Source organism: Roseomonas alba, from assembly GCF_019430885.1.
Classification (GTDB): Bacteria; Pseudomonadota; Alphaproteobacteria; order Acetobacterales; family Acetobacteraceae; genus Neoroseomonas; species Neoroseomonas alba.
In genome coordinates this window covers 155,083-178,719 of sequence record NZ_JAHYBZ010000008.1, presented here as the reverse complement: position 1 = coordinate 178,719, position 23,637 = coordinate 155,083, and the positions used below count along the sequence as shown (strand labels likewise).

Below are 23,637 nucleotides of genomic sequence, written 5' to 3'. Positions count from 1 at the left end.
CACGCCCCACCATGAAGAACCTCGGCAACATGCTGAAGCAGGCCCAGCAGATGCAGTCGCGCATGCAGGAAATGCAGGCGAAGCTGGAAGCGACCGAGGTCGAGGGCAGCTCCGGCGGAGGCATGGTCAAGGTGCGCCTGACCGGCAAGGGCGACCTGCGCCGTGTGACCATCGACCCCTCCCTGATGAACGCCGACGAACGCGAGGTGCTGGAGGACCTGCTGGTCGCCGCGCACGCCGACGCGAAGCAGAAGGTCGAGGCGACCATGGCGGAGGAGATGCAGAAGGCCACCGCCGGCATCAACCTGCCGCCGGGGATGAAGCTGCCGTTCTAAGGGAAGGTTGGAGGGGCTCTGCCCTCCAAGCCATCCCGCCACGGGATCCCCATGACGTTGCAGAGCAAACTCATTGGGGACCCATCGGCCCGAGTCCCTTGGAAACCATATCCCTGGCGCCCGGCATGACGGGCGCGCCATCCAGATGATCGCCAACGATCCCATCGAGCACCTGATCACGCTGCTGTCGCGCCTGCCCGGCCTCGGCCGGCGCAGCGCGCGGCGCGCCGTGCTGAAGATGCTGATGGATCCGAACGACAAAATGCTGCCGCTCGCCGACGCGCTGCGCGCTGCCGCCGATTCGGTGCGGCCCTGCGAGGTCTGCGGCAATCTCGACGCCGCTTCCCCATGTCACATCTGCTCGGATCGCCATCGCGACCACAAGCATGTCTGCGTCGTCGAAGGCGTGGCCGATCTCTGGGCGCTGGAACGCGCGCACGCGCATCGCGGAACCTATCACGTGCTGGGTGGGCTGCTCTCGGCGCTCGGCGGCACGGGGCCGGAGGATCTGTCCGTGACTCCGCTGCTTCGTCGCATCGAGGCTGATGGCATCGAGGAAGTGATCCTCGCCCTGCCCGCGACGGTCGATGGCGCGACCACGACACACTACCTCACCGACCGGCTGAAACCGACCGGCTGCACCATCACGCGGCTTGCGCAGGGCGTGCCCATCGGCGGCGCGCTCGATGTGCTGGACGACGGGACGCTGACGGCGGCATTCAAGGCTCGGCGGACGTTGTGATGGCGACGGGTGGACCAGAGAGGGGCTTTGCCCCTCCCCTGACCCCTCCCCACCAAAGGCCACAGGGCCTTTGGAAACCTTGTCTTGGCGATGGGCAAAGCGGTCGGTGCTCGATGATTGGGACGCATTCGGCATGACGGTAGGGCAGGCTTCCGGGCGCTGCGCCCGTCACGCGCGGACCATGATGGCTGAACCGTCACGCCCGGTGCCACGTATCGGTTTCCAAAGGCCCTGTGGCCGATGGGCCCCCGTGGACGTTGCAGGCAACGTCCACGGGAACCCGTGGCGGGGTGGCTTGGAGGGGCAGGGCCCCTCCAATTTCTCCCGTCGCGCCATCCTGACCGCCGCCTTCGCGACCCTCGCCGCGCCGGCCGTCCGCGCCGCGGAGGCCGCCCGCTGGTTCACGACGAGCGATGGGGTGCGGCTGCGCTACCTTGACGCCGGCACCGGCCGGACGGTTGTCTTCGTCCCCGGCTGGTGCATGCCGTCCTGGATTTTCGAACCGCAGATCCAGGCTCTGTCGCGCCGCTGGCGCGTGGTGTCGCTGGACCCGCGCGGCCAGGGGGAGAGTGAGGTCCCGCGCGGCGGGTATGACCCGGCCCGGCGGGGCCAGGACATCCGCGACCTGCTGGCGCATCTCGGCGGTGGGCGTGTCGTGCTCGCCGGCTGGTCGCTCGGCGTGCTCGATGCGCTGTCCTACACCGACATGGCGGGCGATGGGCGGCTGGCGGGGCTGGTGCTGATCGACAATTCGGTGGGCGAGGGGCGTGCGCCGCCACCACGATCCACGCCGTCGCGCTTCTTCATCAACCTGCGGCAGCGGCGCGACGTCACGGTGCGCGGCTTCGTGCGCAGCATGTACAAGACGCCGCAGGATGAAGCGTATCTCGATGGCATCACGCGCCAGGCGCAGCGCATGTCGGTCGAGGCGTCCATCCAGCTCCTGTCCTATCCCCGGCCGCGGGAGTTCTGGAAGCAGTCGCTCTATGCGGTGCGGCGGCCGGTCTATTACGCGGTGACGCCGCGGCTGCGCAGCCAGGCGGAACTCGTCGCGCAGAACCATCCGCAGCCGATGGTCGAGATCTTCGACGGTGCGGGCCACGCGCTCTTCGTGGATGAGGCGGCGCGCTTCAACGCGTCGATGGAGATCTTCCTCTCGCAGAAGGCGGCCTGGGGCTGATGCAGTCGCTGATCCCGCTGTTTCTCATCGCCGGCGCGGGCGTCGGCGTGGAGATCGCGCTCACCCGCTTCTTCGCCGTCGCGAGCTGGTCGGAATATGGCTACTGGGTGATTTCCATTGCCATGACTGGGTTCGCCGTCTCGGGCGTGGTGATGGTGCTGGGGCGGCAGGTTTTCCTGCGACATGCGCGCTGGCTGCTGCCGCTGCTACCGATCGTGATGCTCGCGGTGGGTGGCGCGGGCTGGATCGGCGCGACGCTGAACGGGTTCAATCCGCTGGAACTGCAGAACCCGATCACGGCGGAAGCACAGTTGTGGAACATCGCGTTGTATTACGCGGCGCTGTTCCCGTTCTTCTTCCTCGCGGGCCTCGCCGTGTCGCTGAACTTCGTGGTGCATGCGGACCAGGTCGGGCGTGTCTACGGCTATGACCTGCTGGGCGCGGGCACCGGGGCGGTGCTGGCGCTGGCGTTGATGTTCGTGCTGCATCCCTTCGTGCTGATCCCGGCCCTGCTGCCGCTGCTGGCCGTGGCGGCGATGATCTCGGGCGGGACGCCCTGGCGGATCGGCGCGGTCGTGGTGCTGGTGGCGACGGAGGCTGCGGTCTTCGCCCTTGCCGCGCCGCGCGTGAACGAGTTCAAGCCGATCTACGCCCCGCTGAACGTGCCGGACAGCCGCGTGGTGGCGGAGGTGCTGTCGCCGCGCGGCGTCTATCAGCTGCTCGACAACTTCACCGAGCGGCTGGATGTCGATGTGTCGAACAATGCCAGCACGATGGGCGTACCGGCGCCGCCGCGCAGCTTCGGGCTGTATCGCGACGGGTCACGCATCGCCGCGTTGCCGATGGAGCCGCCGAGCGCCGCGCATGCACCGGCGGAACTGGATGCGGCGGCCTATGCGCTGCTCGACGCGCCGCGGGTGCTGGTGTTGGGCGGCGGTGGTGGGTTCCGGGCGACGGAGGCACTGGAACTCGGCGCGTCGCACGTCACGGTGATCGAACCGGAACCCGTGCTGCGCGGTGCGCTGCGGCATGGGTTGGGACCTTCGCCGGCACTCGCGGCGGATGACCGCGTGACGATCTCCGCCGCGCATCCGCTGACGGCGGAAGGTCAATACGATCTGGTGGATTTCGCCGGCGACTTCCTCGGCGCCGACGACCAGAACCGCAACGTCTATACCGCCGAGGCGCTGGCCGGTTTCCTCGAACGCCTCTCGCCGGGCGGCATCATCTCGATCCCCGTCGGCATTCGCGAATTGCCGGTCTATGCGGTGCGCGTGCTGGCGACGGCGCGGCAGGCGCTGCGCCTCGCCGGTGTGGCCGAACCCGCGCGGCATGTCGCGGTGATCCGGTCGGCCTGGAACCTGCGCGTGCTGATTTCGCGCGATGCCTTCGACGACGCGCGTGTGGAACGCCTCGCCGCCTTTGCCGAGGAGCGGTCCTTCGACCTGTCCTACGCCCCCGGTCTGCCGGTGCAGGGGCGCGAGATCTGGAACGACCTGCCGCCCGTCTCGCTCGAATCCAATACCGTCGAGCAGGGCGGCGAGGCGCAGGACGCCGTGGCCCGGGAAGCCGAGCAGGTGCTCGCCGGGACCCCGCCGCAGGATGCCTTCGACCGGTCCCCGGTGACCGCCGACCGGCCCTGGCTGTCGCCGCTGGTGCGCCTGCCGTCCCTGGGCGCGGCGCTGGCCCGCATCGAGATCCTGCCGCAGCAGGAAATCGGCCTGCTGGTGAATGTCGCGGTGCTGGCGCAGGCGGTCGTGCTGGCGCTGGTGGTCTCCCTGCTGCCGCTCGCCGCGCGCGGGTCGCTGCGCGTGCCCTTCGGCGTGCTGGGGCGCGCGCTGATCTACTTCCCCGCGCTCGGCCTCGGCTTCCTGCTGATTGAAATCGCCTTCATCGAGCACGCCGCGCTGCTGCTCGGCGACCGCACATCGGGTTTCGCGCTGGTGCTGACGACGATGCTGATCTTCTCCGGCATCGGCGCGATGTGGGCCGGGCAGGTCGTCGCGCATGGGCGGGCCTTGCGGCTGGCGGTCCTGGTCGCGGTGGGCTGCGCGGCCGCCGCGCTGTTCGGCGTGCGGGCCGGGGTTCTGGCGGCGCTGGACTGGCCCTGGGCGCTGCGAGCGGTGCTGCTGGTCGTCGCGCTGGCGCCGATCTCCCTGGCGCTGGGCTTTCCCTTCCCCCTCGGCCTCGATCGCTTTCAGAAGGAAGGGGTGGGGTTGCTGCCCTGGGCCTGGGCGCTGAACGGGGCCTTCTCGGTCGTCGCCACCCCGCTGGCCAACCTGCTGGGCCATGGGGCGGGCCTCTCCTGGCTATTGGTCGCGGCCATAGTTTGTTACGCTGGGGCAGCACTGGCCTGGCCCAAGGAACGCCCATGACCCTTTCTCGCCGCCCCCTGCTGCTTGGCGCCCTCGGCGCACTTGCCGCGCCGCCGCTCGCGCGGGCGCAGAGCAGCACAGCCTGGACGCGGGACGCCTACCTCGCCGCCATGCGTGCCTCGGGCCGCGAGACGAACATCTCGGAGCAGACCTTCGCCGCCATCCAGGCCCGCAAGCCCGCCGCGATGCGTCGGATCGAGAGCTACCTGAAGTCCCGCTTCAACGGGGAGGCCGACCCCGCCGTGCTGCGCGCCTTCGAGACGCTGCCGCGCGAATACTTCCACTGGAACTATGAAGGCCGCGCCAATGGCGCCGTCAACGCCTACGAGACAGACCCGAAGCCCTGGGGCCTCGGCTATGGCTCGGCGCTGTCGGACTATCTCGGCCAGGCCTACATGACCCAGGTCTGTGCGCCGAAGCCGGAGCATGTGGTGCTCGAGATCGGCACGGGGTCCGGTTACCAGTCCGCTCTGCTGTCGCGCATCGTCGCCAAGCAGTATTCGATCGAGATCATCAACCCGCTGGGTTCTGCGGTGCGGCACATCTTCGCCCCACTCGGCTACAGCAATGTGGAAACTCGCGTTGGCGACGGCTTCTTCGGCTGGCCGGAAGTGCAGGGCGGTTTCGATACGATCATCGTGACCTGCGCCGCGCAATACGTCCCGCCGGCGCTGATCCAGCAGCTCAAGCCCGGCGGGCGGCTGGTGATCCCGATCGGGCAGCCCTTCCGCCGCGGGCAGTTCCTCTACATCTACACGAAGGACGAGGACGGGCGCGTGCGCAGCCGCAAGGATGTGGGCGTGTACTTCATCCCGATGACGGGCGCGATGATGAACCGGCCGCGGCCGCAGGGTACGCCGAATCCGGAACCCGCAGCGCCGACGCCGGCACCGGCTCAGCCGGCCGGGTGAGGGATGAGGGGCTTTGCCCCTCCCCGGACCCCGCCCCGCCAAGGGCCACAGGGCCATTGGGAACCGTCACTTGGCGCGCTGCAGGATGGGATTGCCTGACATCTGCAGGCGCGATGCGCTCGGCGCCATGCATTCCCGAGTGCCGGGGGCAGTTCCGCCGGCAGGATCCGAAGGCGATCTGCCCCTCCGAGCCGGCTGGTTGGAGCACCTGGACCATAGGGCGCTGGTGTTCGGCCGGACGATCGGCCGATCCCCTCGACGCGCCTTGCGGGCGCAGGGGCGTGCCTGGACGTATGCCCTGGCAGCGGCGCAGGGCGCCAAATCAAGGTTCGCAAAGTCCTCTCGGCCTTTGCTGGGGTGGTCTGGGGGGCCAACCTTCACTTCTTCAACCCGCGACCACGCAGCACCGCGTCTTCCCCGAACTTTGCCCGCAGCGCTTCCACCGCCTGCCACCGCGCGGCGCGCTTCGGCGCCTCCGGGTCGGCCAGGTCGCCGCGATCCGCCTCCGCCGCCGGGGCAAGAGGCTGCGCCCCGATGCCGATCAACCGGAACGCCGTGCCGTCGGCTTCCTTCGCCAACATCGGCCGCGCCGCAGCGAACAGCACATCCGGCAGCCGCGTTGGCTGTGGCAGGCGGACCGCGCGGGTGCGTGTCGCGAAGGCTGCCGTCTTCAGCTTCAGCGTGATGCCGGCCGCGGCGAAATCCTTTTCCCTCAGCCGGCGCGCGAGCTTCTCGCACAGCCGCCACAACGGCGCTTCCAATGCCTCGCGTGACGACAGGTCGGTCTCGAAGGTCGTTTCGGCGCTGATGCTCTTGGTCTCACGATCGGGGGTGACGCGGCGCGCATCCTCACCCCGCGCGCGGGTGACCAGCGAGAGCCCATCCTCCCCGAAGCGCCGCACCGCCTCGCGCGCGTCGAGCGCGGCAACTTGCCCGAGCGTCGCGAATCCTGCCGCGTGAAGCCGCTTCGCCATGGCCGGCCCGACGCCCGGCAGCAAGGATACGGGCTGCGGCGCGAGCCAGCCGGCAGCCTCGCCCGCACTGATCACGGCGAAGCCTCGCGGCTTGTCGCGCTCCGCGGCCAGCTTCGCCATCAGTCGGTTTGCCGCCAGGCCAATGGACACCGTCACGCGGATCTCCGTCTCCACCGCCCGGGCAAACCGTGCCAGCACCACGGCGGGCGGCGCACCGTGCAGCGCCTCGGTGCCTGCCAGGTCCAGCACCGCCTCGTCGATCGACATCGGCTGCACCAGCGGTGTGAGCGCCTCCATCATGGCGCGGATGCGCCGGCCCTCGCGCACATACTTCGCCATGTCCGGCTTGATGACGACGGCATCCGGGCAGGCGGCCAGCGCCTTGAACATCGGCATCGCACTGCGCACGCCGCGCGTCCGGGCGATGTAGCAGGCGGCGGAGACCACGCCACGCTTGCCGCCCCCGACGATGACGGGCCTGGTCAGCAGCTCGGGCCGGTCGCGCTTCTCGACGCTGGCGTAGAAGGCGTCGCAATCGACATGCGCGACGGTCAGGCGGAACAGGTCGGGATGCGTGACGACGCGGCGCGAGCCACAGGTGGCGCACCGTGCGAAGTCGGCCTCGGCATGGGCGAAGCAGTCACGGCAGAGCGAGGGCATGGTGGCGCTCGGGAGAACGCCGCTCCATACGCGCGAAGTCCTGGCGGGGGAAGGTGATCGGAGAGGGGCTCTGCTCCTGCCCGGGCCTCGCCACCAATGGCCGAAAGAGCCTCCCCGATGACCCGTCCGGACGGAGCCGGAGGGGCGCCGCCCCTCCGGGCCACCCCGCCAGGCCACAGTGCGGCCTGGACCGCCGGCACTTGGTCCTGGGCGCAGCGTGCATCCTGCTCTCTCCCAACGCCTGCTGTGCGCAGGAGCGTGTTTCGGTCCTCATCCTGACCGCGGCGCAAGGTGCCAAGTGGCGGTTTCCAAAGGCTCTGTAGCCCTTGGTGGGGTGAGGTCCGGAGAGGGGCGAAGCCTCTCTCTGGCCTACCCGCCGTCCCACAGCCGCGCTGCCCCGAACACGCCCGACGAATCCCCATGCTTCGCCTGCACGATCGGCGTGCGGGCGACGTCCCCGAACACATGCCTTGCCATCAGCGCCGGCACCTCCGTGTAGAGGTGCTGCATGTTCGACAGCCCGCCCCCCAGCACGATGACGTCGGGGTCGAGGATATTCGCGATCATCCCGAGCGCCCGCGCCAGCCGATCCGCATGCCTGGCCAACGCGGCCGCGGCCTTCGCCTCGCCCGCCGCGGCGCGGGCGGGGATGCTGCTGGCGTCGCGCGATCCGGGCCCGTCGCAGTCCAGGGCGAGGCCCGTCCCCGACAGGTAGGTCTCGAGGCACCCATGCCGGCCGCACCAGCAGCGATGGCCGGGGAATTCCTCGGGCCGCATCCAGGGCAGCGGCGTGTGGCCCCATTCGCCGGCGGTGCCGTTCGGCCCGTCCAGGATGCGGCCGGAGCTGACGATCCCGCCGCCGCAGCCCGTGCCCATGATGACCGCGAAGACCGTGCGGAACCCGGCCCCGGCGCCATCTGCCGCCTCGCTCATCGCCAGGCAGTTGGCGTCGTTGGTCACGCGCACGGGGCGGCCGATCGCGGCGATCAGGTCCTGGTCCAGCGGCTTGCCGTTCAGGGACTGGTTGTTGGCGTTGCGCACCAAGCCGGTGACGGGACTGAGGCTGCCCGGAATGCCGACGCCGACCGATCCCTTGATGCCGGTCTCGCGCTCGGCGCCGGCGACCAGCGCGGCAATGGCGTCGATCGTATCGGCGTAGCTCGCAGGCGATGGTACCCGCCGGCGCAGCCGGACCGTGCCGTCATCCTCCAGGGCCACGATCTCGATCTTGGTGCCGCCGAGGTCGATACCGAAACGCATGCTTATCCTCCGCGCGGGCCGAAGAAGGCGCGCGCCGCCGGGTGGAAGGGCAGGGGCAGCGGGGCCCCGGCGGTTTCGCGCCGGATCATCAGCGCGGCGGGGCCGCCGGTGCCGGCGACGCCCTGGCCTTCGAACAGGCGCTGCAGCAGCGCGGTGATCTCGGCCCTGGTGAGAGCCTCACCTGCCAGCAGAACGGCCTGGGTGGCAACCGTGGAGACCGCTTCGGCCTGGCCGGGATAGGTTCCGGCGGGAATGGTGAAGCGGATCAGCGGGTCGTCCTCGCCCGTCAGCGCAGCGATCGCGGCCTCGTCGAGCGGCAGCAAGCGCAGCGGTACGGCCTCGCCCAGCCGCAGCACCGCCTGGTTCGGGACAAGGCTGACGCCGATCGCCGCCGCGATGCGGCCGTCCCGCAGCGCGCCGGCGATGGCCGCGGGCGGCAGGGCGACCCGCGGCGTGGTCGCGGGGTCTAGGCCGTGGGCCAGCAGCACTTCCTCCGCCGTGACGCGCGCGCCGGATCCGAGGGCGCCGACGCCCACCGACTTGCCGGCCAGGTCGGCCATCCGCCGGATGGGCGAATCGGCCGGCACACCGACATGCGCGGCCTCGGGATACAGAGCGGCCAGCGCGCGCAGCCCCGGCAGGGCCGGCAGGTCCCACTCCGGCGCCCCGCCGCGCAGCGCGCGCAGCGCGACATCGGCCTGGGCGATGCCGGCGAGCGCCGTGCCGTCCGCCATCAGCCGAATGTTCTCGACACTGCCGGCCGAGGGCAGCGCCACCGTCGGCCCCAGCCCCGGTCCCGGCGGCAGATGGGCGATGGCCTCGGCCAGGCGCGCATATTCCGACCCCGCCGCGCCGCCGGCGAGCGGCACGCCATGGCGCAACCGTGCCTGTCGCGCCTCGATGTTGCGCCAGGCCTGCGCGAGTTCCTGCTCGATCACCGGGGTCATCTCGGCCCCCGTGGCGCGCGATCCGGCGGTCAATGCCGTGCCGATGGCGGTGAGCAGGCGTTCGGCCTGGCTGCCCTGCGGATCGAAGGCGGTGGGCGGACCCTCGTCCCAGGCGGCGGCGGGCAGCGGAACCCAGCGCCCGGCCTCCTCGCGCAGCCGCAGCGCGCCGTTGACGCGCAGGACGTCGCCGGCGCGGTTGCCCTCCCGGTTCGCGCCGCTGATGGCGCGCGGCGCGGCGCCCAGGGCGGCGGCCAGGGTCTGGAGGTTGCGCCCGTCCCAGGCGCCGAACTGATGGTCGCGCGTCAGCCGCATGCGCATCGCGAAATAGGCGATGCGCGCCCCGCCCGCCGGGTCCGGCGCCTGGCCCATGCGGCGGAATTCCGTGATCTCGAGCAGGCCGGGGCCTGCGGCATCGGTGATGCGGGCCTCGACCATACCGCGCAGCGTCGCGGTGTCGGGCAGGGCGAAGGCAGGCGGCGCGACCAGCAGCAGGATCAGAAGGAGGAGGCTGGCGATGGTGCCATGCCAATGGCCGCGCTGCAGAACCGGGAGGGGCCTTGCCCCTCCCGGACCCTCCCCACCAAAGGCTGAAAGGCCTTTGGAAGCCTCGACCTGGCGCCGGGCGCCGCGGTCAGGCTCAAGGCCGAAACCTGCTTTTGTGCACCAAGCGCGTTGGGAGGGGATCGGGATGTCCGCGCTGCCCCGCGCCAAGTGACGGTTTCCAAAGGCCCTGTGGCCTTTGGCGGGGTGGCCTGGAGGGGCAGAGCCCCTCCAATTCCGCCCGCGCCGGTCATTCACACGCGGCACTAGCATCACTCCCCGTAGATCGGCAGGCTCAGCGCCCCGGTCAGCACCAGGGCATTGGCCAGGTCGATGAAGAAGGCGCCGGTCAGCGGCACCACCAGGAAGGCGACCGGCGCCGGGCCGTAGCGGTTGGCCACCGCCTGCATATTGGCGATCGCGGTGGCCGTCGCACCCATCGAGAAGCCGAGGAAGCCGGCGGTCGCCACCGCCGCCTCGTAGTTCCGGCCCATCACGCGATAGACCACCAGCACGGCATAGATTACGCTGAACACCGCCTGGGCGCCGACGATCGCCATCAGCGGCCCGGCCAGCGCGGCGAGCTCCCACAGCCGGATCGTCGCCATGGTCATGGCGAGGAACAGCGCCAGCGCCATGCTGCCCACCAGGTCCACCGAGGCATCCGACACCGGCAGCCGGATGACCGGCGCGATCAGGTTGCGCACCAGCACCCCGGCGAAGAGGCACCAGAGGAAATCCGGCAGTGCGATGGGTGCCCCGGCCGTCAGCCCGGCCAGCCAGCCGCCGAGCAGCAGGCAGAACAGGACCAGGCAGGTGGTGACGATCGCCCCTTCGGTGGTGGCGGGCTCGGCTGCCTCGACGGTCCGCGTCGCCGCCGCGGCAGGCGCGACAGGAGCGTGCCCCCGCAGCAGGAACTGCGCGACCGGCCCGCCGACGACGCCGCCGAGCACCAGCCCGATTGTCGCCGAGGCCATGGCGAGGCCCATCACCCCCGCCAGGCTGTGCGTCTCCTCGAAGATGCGGGCATAGGCCGCGCCGGTGCCATGCCCACCCACCAGCGTGACCGACCCGCCGATCAGCCCGATCAGCGGATGCTGGTCGAGCGCGATGGCGAGCCCTGTCCCGACGACATCCTGCAGCGCGAGGAACGGCACGACGCAGGCGAGGAACAGCAGCAGCTTCGGACCGCCCTGGCGCAGCCGCTTCAGATCCGCCGACAGCCCCACGCTCGCGAAGAAGGCGAGCAGCAGCGGCCCGCGCAGCGTGGCCGAGGTCTCGACCACCAGCCCCGACCAGGCGTGCAGCGCGGCGGCGACCAGTGCGAAGGCGAGGCCGCCCGAGATCGGCTGGGGAATGTTGTAGCGCGCCAGGGGCGCGATGCCGGCATTGAGGAACCTCCCGGCCAGCAGGATCGCCGCGGCAAGCGCGAGCGTTCCCGTCGAATCGAGCGTCATCGAGGCACCTCCGGGGCATAGTCTGCACTGCGTCGGGCGCGCGGCGGAACCCCATCCGCCGCGCTTGCCCCGGACCGCGCCGGGTGGTGCAATCCGGTGATGGGTGAAACGCTCCTCGACGTGAAGGGCCTGACCTGCCCGTTGCCGGTCCTCAAGGCCAACAAGGCCCTGCGCAGCCTGCCCGGCGGGGCAAGGTTGACGGTGCTGACCACGGACCCCGCCTCGGTCGCCGATTTCCGGGCCTTCTGCAAGGAAACGGGGCATGCCCTCGTCGCCTTCGGCGAGGAGGCGGGCGCCTACCGCTTCGTCATCCGCAAGCGCGAGGACACGCCGGCATGAGCGTGCTGCTGCTGACCCATCGCGCCTGCCTGCATCACGATCCCGGCCCGCACCACCCCGAATGTCCCGACCGGCTGCGCGCGGTGCTGACGGCGCTGGACGCCGGCGAGTTCGCCGAGCTGATCCGCGACCAGGCGCCGCTGGCGACGGTGGATCAGCTCACCCGGGTGCATCCGGAGAATTATGTCGCGGCCATCCTGGCGATCCGGCCAGAGCCGGATGAGCGGGTGCCGCTCGACGGCGACACCATCATGTCCTGGGGCAGTGCGGAGGCTGCGCTACGATCGGCGGGCGCCGCGGTCGCCGCGGTGGATGCGGTGATGAAGGGTGAGTTCCGTCGTGCCTTCTGCGCGACGCGCCCGCCTGGGCATCATTGCGAGGTGGCGCGGCCGATGGGTTTCTGCCTGTTCGCCAATGCCGCCGTCGCGGCGCGGCATGCGCAGGCGGAATACGGGGCGAAGCGCGTCGCGGTGGTGGATTTCGACGTCCACCACGGCAACGGCACCCAGGCCTGCTTCGAGACGGATGCCTCACTGTTCTATGCGTCCTCGCATCAATGGCCGCTCTATCCCGGTACGGGGGATGTGACGGAACATGGCGTGGGGAACATCCTGAACGTGACGCTGCCGCCGGGGGCCGATGGGGCGGCCTTCCGCGCCGTCTGGGCCGACCAGATCATTCCTGCCGTCGAGGCATTCGATCCCGACCTGCTGATCGTCTCGGCCGGCTTCGATGCGCATGCGGCCGATCCGCTGGCGCAGCTCCGGGTGCGCGAGCCGGACTTCGCCTGGCTGACCGAGGCGCTGTGCGCGCTCGCCGATCGCTGTTGCGAGGGGCGGTTGGTTTCCCTCCTGGAAGGCGGCTATGACCTCGACGCGCTGGGGCGGTCGGCAGCGGCACATGTGCGGGCGTTGATGCGGGCGTGATCGCCAGGGAGGCGCCATGGCTTCCGATACCACGGGTTCCGGCCGCCTCGCGGTCCTGATCGACGCCGACAACGCGAATCCCAAGGTGGTCGAGCCCCTTTTGGCCGAAGTCGCGCGCTATGGGGTGGCGAGCGTCAAGCGCGCCTATGGCGACTGGACGACGCCGCAGCTTGGTGGATGGAAGACGGTGCTGCTCGATCACTCCATCCAGCCGATGCAGCAATTCGCCAACACCAAGGGCAAGAACGCCACCGACAGCGCGATGATCATCGACGCCATGGATCTGCTGCATACGCGCGGTCTGGATGGCTTCTGCATCGTCTCCTCCGACAGCGACTTTACCGGCCTCGCCCGGCGCATCCGGGAGAACGGTCTGCTGGTGGTCGGCTTCGGGGAACGCAAGACACCCAAGCCCTTCGTCGTGGCCTGCGACCGCTTCGTCTATACGGAGCTGCTGCTACCCCAGAAGGCGAAGGCTGCAGGCAAGGCGGCGCCGGAACCGAACCGGGAATTGCTCACCCTGATCCGCACGGCGATCGACACGGCCTCCGACGACAGCGGATGGGCGGCATTGTCGGCGGTCGGCAGCGCCATCGCGAAGCAATCCCCCGCCTTCGACTCCCGAAGCTGGGGGCACGCCAAGCTGAGCGGCCTGGTGAAATCCCTGCCGGAGCATTTCCAGGTGGAGGAACGGTCGCGCGGGGATGGGAAGGCGCTGTTCATCCGCGACGCGCGCAGCGTGGCCTGAGGCGGGCGGACGAGATTTGGAGAGGCGTAAAGCCCTCCCGATTACCGCGATGCTTCCGCTGTGGAACCGGGAGGGGCGCTGCCCCTCTCGGGCTCACCCCGCCAAAGGCCGAAGGGCCTTTGGAGACCTCAACTTGGCACCGGGCGCGCCGGTCAGAATGGCGCCGAGACCTCCTCTGGCGCCCGAAGCGCGCTGGGAGGGAGGCAGCATGGCTGTTGCGCTCAGCGCCAGAAGATCGCGTTCCTGGTGCTCCAAGCACTGGGGGCGCCCCTTGGCGTTGCAAAGCAACGTCAGCGGGACCCCGGTGGCTGGGTGAGGTTTGGAGAGGGGCAGCGCCCCTCTCCAATCGCCCGCGGCGCCTCATCTTCGCACGCATGGGACTGCGCCCCTCCAATTGCGTCCCGGCGCGCGAGGCCCTATTCCCCCGCCGACCTACGGGAAGGAAACCGTCCATGCACCGCCGTGCCCTGCTTGCCGCCCTGCCGGCGGCCTCCCTCCTTCCGGCCGCTGCCAGCGCGCAGGCCGCCTGGCCCGACCAGCCCATCCGCGGCATCGTCCCCTTTGCCCCCGGTTCCGCCACCGACACCGTCGCCCGCGTGGTGGCCGACGGGATGCGTCCGACCCTCGGCCAGCCCGTGGTGGTCGAGAACCGTGCCGGCGCCAATGGCCTGATCGGCGCCGAGGCCGTTGCCCGCGCCGCCCCTGACGGCAACACCGTGCTGATCGGCACCAATTCCACCAATGCCGCGGCGAACGCCCTGTTCAAGCGGGTGCCCTTCGACATGGAGAACGGCTTCATCCCCGTCTCCACCATCGCGACGGTGCCGCTGCTGGTCGCGGTTAAGGCGGACAGCCCCTACCGCACGCTCGCCGACCTGATCGCCGCGGCCAAGGCGCGGCCGGAGGGGGTGACCTTCGCCTCCGCCTCCTCCTCCCAGCGCGTGGCGACCGAATCCCTCGCCGCGGCGGCAGGGATCAAGATGCTCTACGTGCCCTATCGTTCTTCGCCATTGGCGGTGCAGGACCTGTTGTCGGGCCGCGTGGACCTGTTCATCGCCGACCAGGCGGTGATCCTGCCGCAGGCCCAGGCAGGCGCGCTGCGCATCCTCGCCGTCACCTCCGGCGAGCGTTCGGCCGCCGTGCCCGATGTCCCGACCGTGCGGGAGGCCGGCGGCCTGTCGGAATACGAGGTCATCGCCTGGTTCGCCCTGTTCGTCCCCGCCGGGACGCCGGCGGATCGGGTGGCGAAGCTGAACGCCGCCGTCGTGGCCTCGCTGGCCCTGCCCGAGGTGCGGCAGCGCCTGGGCACCTTCGGCATGAACATCCGCCCCTCCACCCCGGCGGAGGCGGTCGCTTTCGTCCGCGCCGAAACGGTCAAGTGGACCAACGCCATCCGCCAGGCCGGCATCGAGCCCGAATAGCCGCCGGCGGGCTGGGCTGCTAAACTGCGGCGGCATGGCCAGGACAAGCACGGCGGGCGGCGACGCGCCGCCCGATATCGAGACCCTCACCTTCGAGCAGGCGCTGGCCGAGCTCGAAGGTATCGTGAAGGCGCTGGAGAGCGGACAGGGGGCCCTGGAGGCCTCGGTCGCTGCCTATCAGCGTGGCGCCGCGCTCCGCGCCCATTGCGAACGCAAGCTTGCCGAGGCGGAGCAGAAGGTGCAGGCGATCGTGGAAGGCCCCACGGGACTGACGCTGCGCGATGTCGAATAGCACCCTCGCGTCGGACGAGGCCCTGCGCGCCGCCATGGCCGGGGCGGCGGCCGAGATCGACCAGGCGCTCGATATCCTGATCCCGCCGCCCGAAGGGCCGGAAGCGAAACTGTTCGAGGCCATGCGCTACGCCACCATCGGCGGCGGCAAGCGGTTGCGCGGCTTCCTGGTGCTGGAAGGGGCACGGCAGTTCGGCGTGGCGCGCGACGCGGCCCTGCGCACCGCGGCGGCGATCGAGATGCTGCACGCCTATTCCCTGGTCCATGACGACCTGCCCTGCATGGACGATGACGACCTGCGCCGCGGCAAACCGACGGTCCACAAGGCCTTCGACGAGGCGACCGCGGTGCTCGCCGGCGATGCGCTGCAGGCGAATGCCTTCTACGTGCTGGCCGAGCCCGGGACGCACGCCGATCCGGGGGTGCGCGCCGAGCTGTGCCGCGGCCTGGCCCGCGCCGCGGGGCCGCGCGGCATGTGCGGCGGGCAGATGCTCGACATGCTGGCCGAGGCCGCCGAGGAACCACTGGAAGAAGCCGAGATCGGCCGGCTCCAGCTCCTCAAGACCGGCAAGCTGATCGAATACGCCGCCGAGGCCGGGGCCATCCTCGGCAAGGCGCCGTCGCAGATGCGCCATGCTTTCGCCGCCTATGGGCGGGATCTTGGCGCGGCCTTCCAGATCGCCGACGACCTGCTGGACGCCACCGCCTCGGCCGAGGAGACGGGCAAGCGCACCGGCAAGGATGCCGAAGCCGGCAAGGCGACGCTGGTGGGGCTGCTCGGCATTCCCCGCGCCCAGGCCCAGGCGGAAAGACTCGCCGCTCAGGCCGCGGCGCATCTGGACGCGCTCGGTGAGCGTGCCGATCTGTTACGGGCGCTCGCGGGCTACGCGATCGCACGGAGGACCTGATGACCCGTCCGGCGACCCCCCTTCTCGACCGCGTGCACGTGCCCGCCGATCTGCGCAATTTCTCCGCCGAGCAGCTCAAGCAGCTTGCCGAGGAACTGCGCGCCGAGACGATCGACGTGGTCAGCACCACGGGCGGGCATCTCGGGGCGTCGCTGGGCGTGGTGGAGCTGACCGTCGCGGTCCATGCGGTGTTCGAGACGCCAAAGGACCGGCTGATCTGGGACGTCGGCCACCAGGCTTACCCGCACAAGATCCTGACCGGGCGGCGCGACCGCATCCGCACCCTGCGCCAGGGCGGCGGACTGTCGGGCTTCACGCGGCGGTCGGAATCCGAATACGACCCCTTTGGCGCGGCGCATTCGTCCACCTCGATCTCCGCCGGGCTCGGCATGGCGGTGGCGCGCGACCTGAAGGGTGACGACCGCCAGGTGATCGCGGTGATCGGCGACGGCGCGATGAGCGCGGGCATGGCCTATGAGGCCATGAACAATGCCGGCGCGTCGAAGGCGAACCTCATCGTCATCCTGAACGACAACGACATGTCGATCGCCCCGCCGGTGGGCGCGATGTCGGCCTATCTGTCGCGCTTGATTTCCTCGCGCCCTTTCCTGTCGATCCGCGACCTGATGGCGCGGGTGGCGAAGCGCTTCCCCGCGCCGCTGGAACGCGCCGCACGGCGCGCCGACGAATATGCCCGCGGCTGGTTCACCGGCGGCACGCTGTTCGAGGAGCTGGGCTTCTACTACGTGGGCCCGGTGGATGGTCACAATCTGGACCACCTGCTGCCGATCCTGCGCAACCTGCGTGATACGGAGCATGCCGGGCCGATCCTGCTGCATGTCGTGACGCAGAAGGGCAAGGGCTACGCGCCCGCCGAGGCCGCTGCCGACAAGTATCACGGCGTTCAGAAGTTCAACGTCGTCACCGGCGAGCAGGCCAAGGCCCCGCCCGGCCCGCCGAGCTACACCAAGGTCTTCGCCAATGCGCTGATCGCGGAGGCCGAAGCCGATGACCGCATCGTCGCGATCAATGCGGCGATGCCCTCCGGCACGGGGCTCGACCTGTTCGGCAAGGCCTTCCCGAAGCGGACCTTCGATGTCGGCATCGCGGAACAGCACGCCGTCACCTTCGCTGCCGGCATGGCGACGGAGGGGATGAAGCCCTTCTGCGCGATCTATTCCACCTTCCTCCAGCGCGCCTATGACCAGGTGATGCACGATGTCGCGCTGCAGTCGCTGCCGGTGCGCTTCGCCATGGACCGCGCGGGGCTGGTCGGCGCCGATGGCGCGACGCATGCGGGCATCTTCGACATCGCCTATCTCGGCTGCCTGCCGGGCTTCGTGCTGATGGCGGCGTCGGACGAGGCCGAACTCGCCCATATGGTCGCGACCGCCGCGGCGATCGACGACCATCCGGTCGGCTTCCGCTATCCGCGTGGCGAGGGCTTTGGCGTCGAGGTGCCGAAGCGCGGCTCGGTGCTCGAGATCGGGCGCGGGCGCGTGGTGCGGGAAGGGACCTCCATCGCCATCCTGTCCTATGGCGCGCGGCTGCGTGAAGCGCTCAAGGCCGCGGATGAGCTGGCGACGCATGGCCTGTCCTGCACGGTCGCCGATGCGCGCTTCGCCAAGCCGCTCGACACCGACCTGGTCGAACGCCTGGCGCGCGAGCACGAGGTGCTGGTGACGATCGAGGAAGGGTCGATCCTCGGCTTCGGCGCGCTGGTGATGCAGCATCTCGCGACGCGCGGGTTGCTGGATGGCGGGCTGAAGATCCGGCCGATGTGCCTGCCCGACCGCTTCATCGACCATGATTCGCCGAAGAAGCAGTATGACGAGGCCGGGCTGAACGCGTCGCAGATCGTCGGAACGGTGCTGGCGGCGCTGGGTCAGCCGGCCCGGGCGCTCCCCGCGCGGGCCTGATGGCCCGCCAGCGCGCCGATGTGGCGCTGGTCGAGCGCGGCCTGGCGGACAGCCGGACCAAGGCGCAGGCGCTGATCCTGGCCGGCAAGGTCTATTGCGGCGAGCGCCGGATCGAGAAGGCCGGCGATCTGCTGCCCGAGGGGTTGCCGATCATCCTGCGCGGCCAGGATCATCCCTGGGTCAGCCGCGGCGGCATCAAGCTGGCCCATGCGCTGGACCATTTCGGCCTGTCGCCGGAGGGGCGCGTGGGGCTGGATGTGGGCGCGTCCACCGGCGGCTTCACCGACGTGCTGCTGCAGAAGGGCGCGGCGAAGGTCTATGCCGTCGATGTCGGACATGGGCAGCTCGACTGGAAGCTGCGCAACGATCCGCGGGTGGTGGTGCTGGAACGCGTCAACGCCCGCTACCTGACCGCCGAGCAGGTGCCGGAGCCGGTCGGGGCGGTGGTCTGCGATGCCTCCTTTATCGGGCTGCGGACGGTGCTGCCCGCGGCACTGGCGCTCGCCGCACCGGAGGCCTGGGCGGTGGCCCTGATCAAGCCGCAATTCGAGGCCGGGCCGGAACGGGTCGGCAAAGGCGGGGTCGTGCGCGACCCGGCGGTGCATGCGGAAGTCTGCGCCACCATCCATGACTGGTGGGCCGGGCTGCCGGGCTGGGACGTGATCGGCATCGAACCCAGCCCGATCACCGGGCCGGAAGGCAATCGCGAGTTCCTGATCGCGGCGCGGCGCAAGGCGTAGGTGGCTCTGCCGTCCCGGACCCTTTCGCCCGAGGGTCTTCGGACGTCTTGATCAGTGATGATGCAGGGCGACGCGTGCGGCTTGCCCTGCGCGGAACACCAGTGGCCGCGCCCCGTGCTGGATGGCCCGTTCCACCGGCCCCGGCCTTTGGCACAGATGGCTCGGAGGGGTGCCGCCTGCGACGTCAGCCGCGTGGGGCGGGCACGGCTGTCCGGCTGATCTCCGCCAGGATCGCCCACACCCGTTCCGCGTCCATCCGCGTCTCCGGGTCGTTCAACAGGCGGTCGAGCTCATCCATCCGCCGCTCCATCTCGGCTTCCGACATGCAATCCTCCAGTGCCGCGCCCGCGGCACGATACGACAATCGCGATCAAAAGCGCCCGAATCATGAAGAGGTTGCGGCACCAGCCGGGCACGCTGCCGTGACCCGAAACACGATTCCGCCCTACCATGCACCCCGCACCGCATCGGGGGACTGCATGCTGAAGGTCTGGGGCCGGGTGAATTCGGTCAATGTGAAGAAGGTGCTCTGGCTGCTCGAGGAGCTGGATCTGCCCTACGACCGCGTCGATGCCGGCATGGAATTCGGCTTGGTCAACGAGCCCGCCTACCGTGCGATGAACCCCAATGGCCGGGTGCCGACCATCGAGGATGACGGTTTCGTCCTCTGGGAATCAAACTCGATCCTGCGCTACCTGGCCGCGAAGCATGGCAGCCCGCTCTATCCGGCGAGCCCTGCCGCCCGGGCCAGCGCGGACCGCTGGATGGACTGGCAGCTTTCGACCCTGGGCCCGGCGGAGCGCAACCTGTTCTGGGGCATGGTGCGCACGCCGGCGGACCAGCGCGACATGGCCGCCGTCATGGCCGCGGCCAAAGCGGCCGGCGAGTGCTGGGCGATGCTCGACGCCCATATCGCGGCCCATGGCTGGCCCTTTATCGATGGCGAGCACATGACCGTCGCCGACATCGTGCTCGGCTGCTACGCACGCCGGTGGTTCGGGCCGGAAGTGCATGTGCCGGGTATGCCGCATTTCCCCGCGCTCGCCGCCTGGTACGCGGCGATCGGCGCGCGGCCTGGTTTCAGGCGCTGGGTCGCGGTGCCGATGACATGACCGACCCGCCCGCGGACCACGATGCCTATCTGCGGGCCTATTACGAGGGCAACCGCGCGGAACGCGAACGCCTCGCCGCGCGGCTGGACCGCCGACCCTTCGGCGAAGGGCTCGCCCGCAAGCTCTGGCGGACGCTGCTCCGCTGCCAGGACGGCGAGGGGCTGATCCACGAACATCACCGCGACTATTGCGGGCATGCGCTGATCCGTAGCGGCGGCGGCGTGGCACTGTGCGAGATCCAGGACGGCCACTACCCGAGCCGCACCCTGGCGCAGTGGCGGGAGGAGGCGGACTTCGTCGCCTTCTTCGCGCGGCAGTCGGATTGGAGCTGCTCAGGCTGGGAGCCGGGGGAGCCGGTCTTCTACACCGAGGATCCCTGGAGCCGGTCGAACCAGCGGCTGACGCGGGCGATTCTGCGGCGGTTCGTGCCGCTCTGGTGAGGCAGGGGGGGGCGGCCCCCCTCGAACCCCTCGCCAGGAAACGCAGATTCCTGGACTTTCGGGCCGATCGCGCGCAGCGCGATCGGGATGCGGTAGGGCCTTAACGTCCGTCACGCCGCAAGGCGTGCCAGACGACAGGAAGCGATGGATGTGAAGGCGATCAGGCCTTCACATCCGTCACGCCGCAAGGCGTGCCGGACGGCAGGAAGCGATGGATGTGAAGGCGATCAGGCCTTCACGTCCGTCACGCCGCAAGGCGTGCCGGACGGCAGGAAGCGATGGATGTGAAGACGATCAGGCCTTCACGTCCGTCACGCCGCAAGGCGTGCCAGACGACAGGACGCGATGGATGTGAAGGCGATCAGGCCTTCACATCCATCGCCTGGCGCAACCCATCGGACAGCAGGTTGAAGCAGATCGACGTGATGAAGATGCACACGCCGGGCAGCACCGCCACCCAGGGCTGCACATAGATCGCGGTGCGCAGCGTGTTCAGCATCAGGCCCCATTCCGGCTCCGGCGGCTTGGTGCCGAGGCCGAGGAAGGACAGGCCCGAAGCCAGGATCATGCAGACGCTGATCAGCGACGTCGCATAGACGAAGATCGGCCCCAGCACATTGCCCAGCACATGCACGCGCACGATGGTGAAGGCGGAAGCACCCGACGCCCGTGCCGCATCCACGAAGTCGAGGTTGCGCACGCCGGTCGTCACGCTCTCCGCCACACGGATGATCTGCGGGATGAAGACCAGCGTCAGCGCAAGGATGGCGTTCAGGATGCCCGCCCCCAGCGCGCCGGAGATCGCCACCGCCAGCAGAACCGAGGGGAAGGCGTAGAAGATGTCGGTGGTGCGCATGATCGCCATGTTCACCTTGCCGCCCGCGAAGCCCGCCAGCACGCCGAGCGAGGTGCCGATGACGAAGGCGAAGACGACCGGCACGATGCCCATGAACCACGACAGCCGGCCGCCATAGAGAAGCCGCGTCAGCATGTCGCGGCCGAGCTCGTCGGTGCCGAGCGGATAGTTGGGCGTTCCGATCGCGCGCAGCCGGCGGATCATCGACCCCTGATAGGGATCGTGCGGCGCGATCATCGGCGCCAGGACGATGGCGAGGAACATCGCCAGCAGCACCAGCGCGCAGCCGATGGTCACCGGATCGCGGCGCAGGCGCTTCCACACGCCTGCCCAGTAGCCCTGGCTCTTTACCGCGGCCTGCCGGGCCTGGACGGCGAGTTCCGCCTCGGCGGCGGAGGGAGTCGTGGACATGCTCATCGGCTCTCTCCCGTTCAGGCGCGCTTGATTCGTGGGTCGAGCGCGGTCTGCACCAGGTCGACGACCAGGTTCAGCGCGACGAAGAACATCGCCAGCACCAATATGGTCCCCTGGAGCACCGGCAGGTCGCGCTGGAAGATCGCATTGTTCAGCAGCAGCCCGGTGCCGGGCCAGGAGAACACCGTCTCCACCAGGATCGACCCGCCCATCAGGTAGCCGAGCTGCAGGCCCATCACGGCGAGCGCGTTCGGCGCGGCGTTCTTCACGACATGGACGAAGATGCGCCCGCGCGTCAGGCCTTTGCCGCGCAGGGCGGTCACGAATTCCTGGCTCATGATCTCGGCGATGATGCCGCGCACGGTGCGCGTCACGATGCCCATCGGGATCACGGCGAGCGTCACCGCGGGCAGGATCAGGTGCTGCATATGCTCCCAGTTCCAGGCCCAGTCGCCGGACCCGCTGGGTCCCGCGCCCATCGCCGGCAGCATGTTGAGCTGCACCGAGAACACCACCACCAGCACCATGCCGAGCCAGTAGTGCGGCACCGACACGCCGGCGACGGCGATGCCCACTGCTGCACGGTCGACGACGGAGCCCCGGAAGGTGCCGGCCAGGCCACCCAGCACGCAGCCCATGATGAATCCCAGGCCGGAGGCGACGATCGCCAGGCGCAGCGTGTTCACGATCGCCCCGGACAGGTCCGACCAGACGCTGCGCCCGGTCGCCAGCGACCGCCCGAGATCCCCGTGCAGCACCTTCCACAGCCAGATGCCGAACTGCACCGGCAGCGGCTTGTCGAGGCCGTAGTCGCGCCGCACCTGCTCGACCACGTCGCCAGGCGCATCGGCCGGCACGATGGCGTTGATGGGATCGCCCGGGGCGATCTGCACCAGCATGAAGCAGAACAGCCCGACCGCGAGGGCGATCGGGATGGCGTACAGGATGCGGCGGAGCAGGTAGAAGAACATGCACTCTCCCTGAGGCGCCGGCCGATGGGTTCCGGCGCATCTTCGGCAGCGCAGCAAGGGGTGTGCCATGCGCAAGGGCTGCCCGTGTGGGACGATGCACACAGTTTTTGCTCAGGAGCGGTGCAGATTGCCCGCTTCCGGGGCGGGTCGCCGACTCGTCCGGTGCGCTCAGGCCTGCGGTGCGGCAGCAAGCAGCAACAAGCGGTGAGACTCCCTGAGTGCCGAAGGTGATGGGAAGGCTTTCCGTGTGCCGGCTGTGCCTTGCGCCCGTCGCGCGGCCATGCTGATCCCGGCCCATGCGTCTCCTTCTGCTCAACGGCAACACCGATCCGGCCATCACCGCACTGATCGCGACCCGCGCGGCAGAGGCCCTGCCGCGCCTCGGCCTGCCCCCGGCGGAGCTGGTGCCTGTCACCGCACCCTTCGGCGCCCGCTACATCTCCACCCGCGCCGCCGTCGCGATCGCCGGTCACGCGGTGCTGGCCGCGCTCGCCGATCATATCGGCCGCGACAACCCGGCCGGCTGCGACGCCGCCATCATCGCCTGCTTCGGCGAACCGGGGATCGAGGCCGCACGCGAGCTGCTGCCCATTCCCGTGGTCGGCATGGCCGAGGCCTCCATCGCCGCAGCCCTGGCGATTGCACCGCGGGTGGCCCTGCTGACCGGTGGCGCGCTCTGGGTGCCGATGCTGGAGGAATTCGTCCTGATCCGCGGCTTCGGCCCCGACCAGGTCATGGTGCGCGGCATCGCCCCGACCGGCGACATGATCGCCCGCGACCCGGATGGCGCGGCGGCGCTCCTCGCCGAAGCCGCCCAGGCCGCCGCGGCGGAAGGCGCCGGGGCGGTAGTGCTGGGCGGCGCCGGGCTGGCAGGGATTGCCCCGCGCGTGGCGCCGCTTGTGTCGGTGCCGGTGCTGGACAGCCTGGATTGTGCGCTGGCCGCGGCACTAGGCGGTGGGGCGGCGCGGGAACGGGTCGCGCAGGCGCCAATGGTCGGGGTATCCGACGACCTTCGCCGGTGGTTCGCGTGAGGCTCGCGCGATGGAGGGGGCTTTGCCCCCTCCAAAGCTCCCCCACCAAAGGCCACAGGGCCTTTGGAAACTGTCACTTGGCGCTGGGCTCGGCGTACAGCATGCGGCGGGGGCTGGCCTTTTCCGCCCGGGGCCGCGGA

General features: G+C 70.1%; 23 protein-coding genes. 16 read left to right on the top strand and 7 right to left on the bottom strand.

Annotated elements, in window-relative coordinates:
• The first annotated feature begins 11 nt into the window (after positions 1-11).
• From KPL78_RS22190 to KPL78_RS22170, 5 genes are all read left to right on the top strand, one after another.
• Positions 12-335, top strand: coding sequence for a YbaB/EbfC family nucleoid-associated protein (locus KPL78_RS22190; protein ID WP_219765161.1), 324 nt, complete (start codon positions 12-14; stop codon positions 333-335).
• Positions 336-480: 145 nt separating this feature from the next.
• Positions 481-1,077, top strand: coding sequence for a recombination mediator RecR (gene recR / locus KPL78_RS22185; protein ID WP_219765160.1), 597 nt, complete (start codon positions 481-483; stop codon positions 1,075-1,077).
• Between the two features lie 295 nt (positions 1,078-1,372).
• Positions 1,373-2,257: an alpha/beta fold hydrolase gene (locus KPL78_RS22180; protein ID WP_219765159.1), complete on the top strand. Its 885-nt coding sequence runs from the start codon at positions 1,373-1,375 to the stop codon at positions 2,255-2,257.
• A complete protein-coding gene (locus tag KPL78_RS22175) occupies positions 2,257-4,632 on the top strand; it encodes a spermidine synthase family protein (protein ID WP_219765158.1) in 2,376 nt (791 codons plus the stop codon). Before KPL78_RS22180 ends, KPL78_RS22175 begins: the two co-directional genes overlap by 1 nt.
• Positions 4,629-5,543, top strand: a complete 915-nt coding sequence (locus KPL78_RS22170; RefSeq protein ID WP_219765157.1) for a protein-L-isoaspartate O-methyltransferase family protein — start codon at positions 4,629-4,631, stop codon at positions 5,541-5,543. Before KPL78_RS22175 ends, KPL78_RS22170 begins: the two co-directional genes overlap by 4 nt.
• 377 nt (positions 5,544-5,920) lie before the next feature.
• Here KPL78_RS22170 and KPL78_RS22165 read toward each other — a convergent pair whose 3' ends face one another.
• The 4 genes from KPL78_RS22165 to gltS all read right to left on the bottom strand — a co-directional run bounded on the left by KPL78_RS22165 (position 5,921) and on the right by gltS (position 11,381).
• Positions 5,921-7,177, bottom strand: a complete 1,257-nt coding sequence (locus KPL78_RS22165; RefSeq protein WP_219765156.1) for a DNA polymerase IV — start codon at positions 7,175-7,177, stop codon at positions 5,921-5,923.
• Positions 7,178-7,546: 369 nt separating this feature from the next.
• Positions 7,547-8,437 (bottom strand): ROK family protein, encoded by an 891-nt coding sequence (locus tag KPL78_RS22160; RefSeq protein ID WP_255569313.1) that lies wholly within the window; start codon positions 8,435-8,437, stop codon positions 7,547-7,549.
• Positions 8,438-8,439: 2 nt separating this feature from the next.
• The gene (locus KPL78_RS22155; protein ID WP_219765155.1) at positions 8,440-9,819 is read right to left on the bottom strand and encodes a TAXI family TRAP transporter solute-binding subunit; all 1,380 of its coding nucleotides are present in this window, start codon (positions 9,817-9,819) and stop codon (positions 8,440-8,442) included.
• Positions 9,820-10,196: 377 nt separating this feature from the next.
• Positions 10,197-11,381: a sodium/glutamate symporter gene (gene gltS / locus KPL78_RS22150; RefSeq protein WP_219765154.1), complete on the bottom strand. Its 1,185-nt coding sequence runs from the start codon at positions 11,379-11,381 to the stop codon at positions 10,197-10,199.
• 99 nt (positions 11,382-11,480) lie between these two features.
• Here gltS and KPL78_RS22145 point away from each other — a divergent pair, with 99 nt between their 5' ends.
• The 8 genes from KPL78_RS22145 (at position 11,481) to KPL78_RS22110 (ending at position 18,673) form a co-directional block, all read left to right on the top strand.
• Positions 11,481-11,720 carry a sulfurtransferase TusA family protein gene (locus KPL78_RS22145; protein ID WP_219765153.1) on the top strand — a complete coding sequence of 80 codons (240 nt, stop codon included), beginning with the start codon at positions 11,481-11,483 and terminating at the stop codon, positions 11,718-11,720.
• On the top strand, positions 11,717-12,646 hold the full coding sequence (locus KPL78_RS22140) for a histone deacetylase family protein (RefSeq protein ID WP_219765152.1): 930 nt from the start codon (positions 11,717-11,719) through the stop codon (positions 12,644-12,646). The genes KPL78_RS22145 and KPL78_RS22140 overlap by 4 nt, the downstream gene beginning before the upstream one ends.
• Positions 12,647-12,662: 16 nt before the next feature.
• Positions 12,663-13,394: an NYN domain-containing protein gene (locus tag KPL78_RS22135; protein ID WP_219765151.1), complete on the top strand. Its 732-nt coding sequence runs from the start codon at positions 12,663-12,665 to the stop codon at positions 13,392-13,394.
• A gap of 452 nt (positions 13,395-13,846) precedes the next feature.
• Entirely contained in the window at positions 13,847-14,815 is a 969-nt protein-coding gene (locus KPL78_RS22130) for a Bug family tripartite tricarboxylate transporter substrate binding protein (RefSeq protein WP_219765150.1), read from the top strand.
• Between the two features lie 34 nt (positions 14,816-14,849).
• On the top strand, positions 14,850-15,107 hold the full coding sequence (locus KPL78_RS22125) for an exodeoxyribonuclease VII small subunit (protein WP_219765149.1): 258 nt from the start codon (positions 14,850-14,852) through the stop codon (positions 15,105-15,107).
• Entirely contained in the window at positions 15,097-16,014 is a 918-nt protein-coding gene (locus tag KPL78_RS22120) for a polyprenyl synthetase family protein (protein ID WP_255569312.1), read from the top strand. Before KPL78_RS22125 ends, KPL78_RS22120 begins: the two co-directional genes overlap by 11 nt.
• Entirely contained in the window at positions 16,014-17,933 is a 1,920-nt protein-coding gene (dxs, locus tag KPL78_RS22115; RefSeq protein ID WP_219765148.1) for a 1-deoxy-D-xylulose-5-phosphate synthase, read from the top strand. The genes KPL78_RS22120 and dxs overlap by 1 nt, the downstream gene beginning before the upstream one ends.
• On the top strand, positions 17,933-18,673 hold the full coding sequence (locus KPL78_RS22110; RefSeq protein WP_219765147.1) for a TlyA family RNA methyltransferase: 741 nt from the start codon (positions 17,933-17,935) through the stop codon (positions 18,671-18,673). Before dxs ends, KPL78_RS22110 begins: the two co-directional genes overlap by 1 nt.
• A 184-nt stretch (positions 18,674-18,857) precedes the next feature.
• Here KPL78_RS22110 and KPL78_RS22105 read toward each other — a convergent pair whose 3' ends face one another.
• Entirely contained in the window at positions 18,858-18,998 is a 141-nt protein-coding gene (locus KPL78_RS22105; RefSeq protein WP_219765146.1) for a peptide chain release factor 1, read from the bottom strand.
• Positions 18,999-19,152: 154 nt separating this feature from the next.
• Here KPL78_RS22105 and KPL78_RS22100 point away from each other — a divergent pair, with 154 nt between their 5' ends.
• Both KPL78_RS22100 and KPL78_RS22095 read left to right on the top strand, forming a co-directional pair.
• The gene (locus tag KPL78_RS22100; RefSeq protein ID WP_219765145.1) at positions 19,153-19,785 is read left to right on the top strand and encodes a glutathione S-transferase family protein; all 633 of its coding nucleotides are present in this window, start codon (positions 19,153-19,155) and stop codon (positions 19,783-19,785) included.
• Entirely contained in the window at positions 19,782-20,225 is a 444-nt protein-coding gene (locus KPL78_RS22095) for a hypothetical protein (RefSeq protein ID WP_219765144.1), read from the top strand. Before KPL78_RS22100 ends, KPL78_RS22095 begins: the two co-directional genes overlap by 4 nt.
• A 361-nt stretch (positions 20,226-20,586) precedes the next feature.
• On the opposite strand, the gene KPL78_RS22090 is transcribed toward KPL78_RS22095, so the two are convergent.
• Together KPL78_RS22090 and KPL78_RS22085 are read right to left on the bottom strand one after the other, a co-directional pair.
• Positions 20,587-21,492, bottom strand: coding sequence for an ABC transporter permease (locus tag KPL78_RS22090; RefSeq protein ID WP_219765143.1), 906 nt, complete (start codon positions 21,490-21,492; stop codon positions 20,587-20,589).
• Positions 21,493-21,512: 20 nt separating this feature from the next.
• Complete coding sequence (locus KPL78_RS22085; RefSeq protein ID WP_219765142.1) at positions 21,513-22,466, bottom strand: ABC transporter permease; 954 nt, start codon at positions 22,464-22,466, stop codon at positions 21,513-21,515.
• Positions 22,467-22,762: 296 nt separating this feature from the next.
• On the opposite strand from KPL78_RS22085, the gene KPL78_RS22080 reads away from it, so the two are divergent.
• Entirely contained in the window at positions 22,763-23,497 is a 735-nt protein-coding gene (locus KPL78_RS22080) for an aspartate/glutamate racemase family protein (RefSeq protein WP_219765141.1), read from the top strand.
• Positions 23,498-23,637 lie beyond the last annotated feature (140 nt).

Coding starts and splice junctions, on each gene's coding strand:
- KPL78_RS22175 (WP_219765158.1), top strand. CDS start 2,257: ATGCAGTCGCTGATCCCGCTGTTTCTCATCGCCGGCGCGGGCGTCGGC.
- gltS (WP_219765154.1), bottom strand. CDS start 11,381: ATGACGCTCGATTCGACGGGAACGCTCGCGCTTGCCGCGGCGATCCTG.
- KPL78_RS22090 (WP_219765143.1), bottom strand. CDS start 21,492: ATGTCCACGACTCCCTCCGCCGCCGAGGCGGAACTCGCCGTCCAGGCC.
- KPL78_RS22155 (WP_219765155.1), bottom strand. CDS start 9,819: ATGGTCGAGGCCCGCATCACCGATGCCGCAGGCCCCGGCCTGCTCGAG.
- KPL78_RS22160 (WP_255569313.1), bottom strand. CDS start 8,437: ATGCGTTTCGGTATCGACCTCGGCGGCACCAAGATCGAGATCGTGGCC.
- dxs (WP_219765148.1), top strand. CDS start 16,014: ATGACCCGTCCGGCGACCCCCCTTCTCGACCGCGTGCACGTGCCCGCC.
- KPL78_RS22085 (WP_219765142.1), bottom strand. CDS start 22,466: ATGTTCTTCTACCTGCTCCGCCGCATCCTGTACGCCATCCCGATCGCC.
- KPL78_RS22095 (WP_219765144.1), top strand. CDS start 19,782: ATGACCGACCCGCCCGCGGACCACGATGCCTATCTGCGGGCCTATTAC.
- KPL78_RS22135 (WP_219765151.1), top strand. CDS start 12,663: ATGGCTTCCGATACCACGGGTTCCGGCCGCCTCGCGGTCCTGATCGAC.
- KPL78_RS22105 (WP_219765146.1), bottom strand. CDS start 18,998: ATGTCGGAAGCCGAGATGGAGCGGCGGATGGATGAGCTCGACCGCCTG.
- KPL78_RS22140 (WP_219765152.1), top strand. CDS start 11,717: ATGAGCGTGCTGCTGCTGACCCATCGCGCCTGCCTGCATCACGATCCC.
- KPL78_RS22190 (WP_219765161.1), top strand. CDS start 12: ATGAAGAACCTCGGCAACATGCTGAAGCAGGCCCAGCAGATGCAGTCG.
- KPL78_RS22145 (WP_219765153.1), top strand. CDS start 11,481: ATGGGTGAAACGCTCCTCGACGTGAAGGGCCTGACCTGCCCGTTGCCG.
- recR (WP_219765160.1), top strand. CDS start 481: ATGATCGCCAACGATCCCATCGAGCACCTGATCACGCTGCTGTCGCGC.
- KPL78_RS22110 (WP_219765147.1), top strand. CDS start 17,933: ATGGCCCGCCAGCGCGCCGATGTGGCGCTGGTCGAGCGCGGCCTGGCG.
- KPL78_RS22130 (WP_219765150.1), top strand. CDS start 13,847: ATGCACCGCCGTGCCCTGCTTGCCGCCCTGCCGGCGGCCTCCCTCCTT.
- KPL78_RS22170 (WP_219765157.1), top strand. CDS start 4,629: ATGACCCTTTCTCGCCGCCCCCTGCTGCTTGGCGCCCTCGGCGCACTT.
- KPL78_RS22125 (WP_219765149.1), top strand. CDS start 14,850: ATGGCCAGGACAAGCACGGCGGGCGGCGACGCGCCGCCCGATATCGAG.
- KPL78_RS22165 (WP_219765156.1), bottom strand. CDS start 7,177: ATGCCCTCGCTCTGCCGTGACTGCTTCGCCCATGCCGAGGCCGACTTC.
- KPL78_RS22080 (WP_219765141.1), top strand. CDS start 22,763: ATGCGTCTCCTTCTGCTCAACGGCAACACCGATCCGGCCATCACCGCA.
- KPL78_RS22120 (WP_255569312.1), top strand. CDS start 15,097: ATGTCGAATAGCACCCTCGCGTCGGACGAGGCCCTGCGCGCCGCCATG.
- KPL78_RS22100 (WP_219765145.1), top strand. CDS start 19,153: ATGCTGAAGGTCTGGGGCCGGGTGAATTCGGTCAATGTGAAGAAGGTG.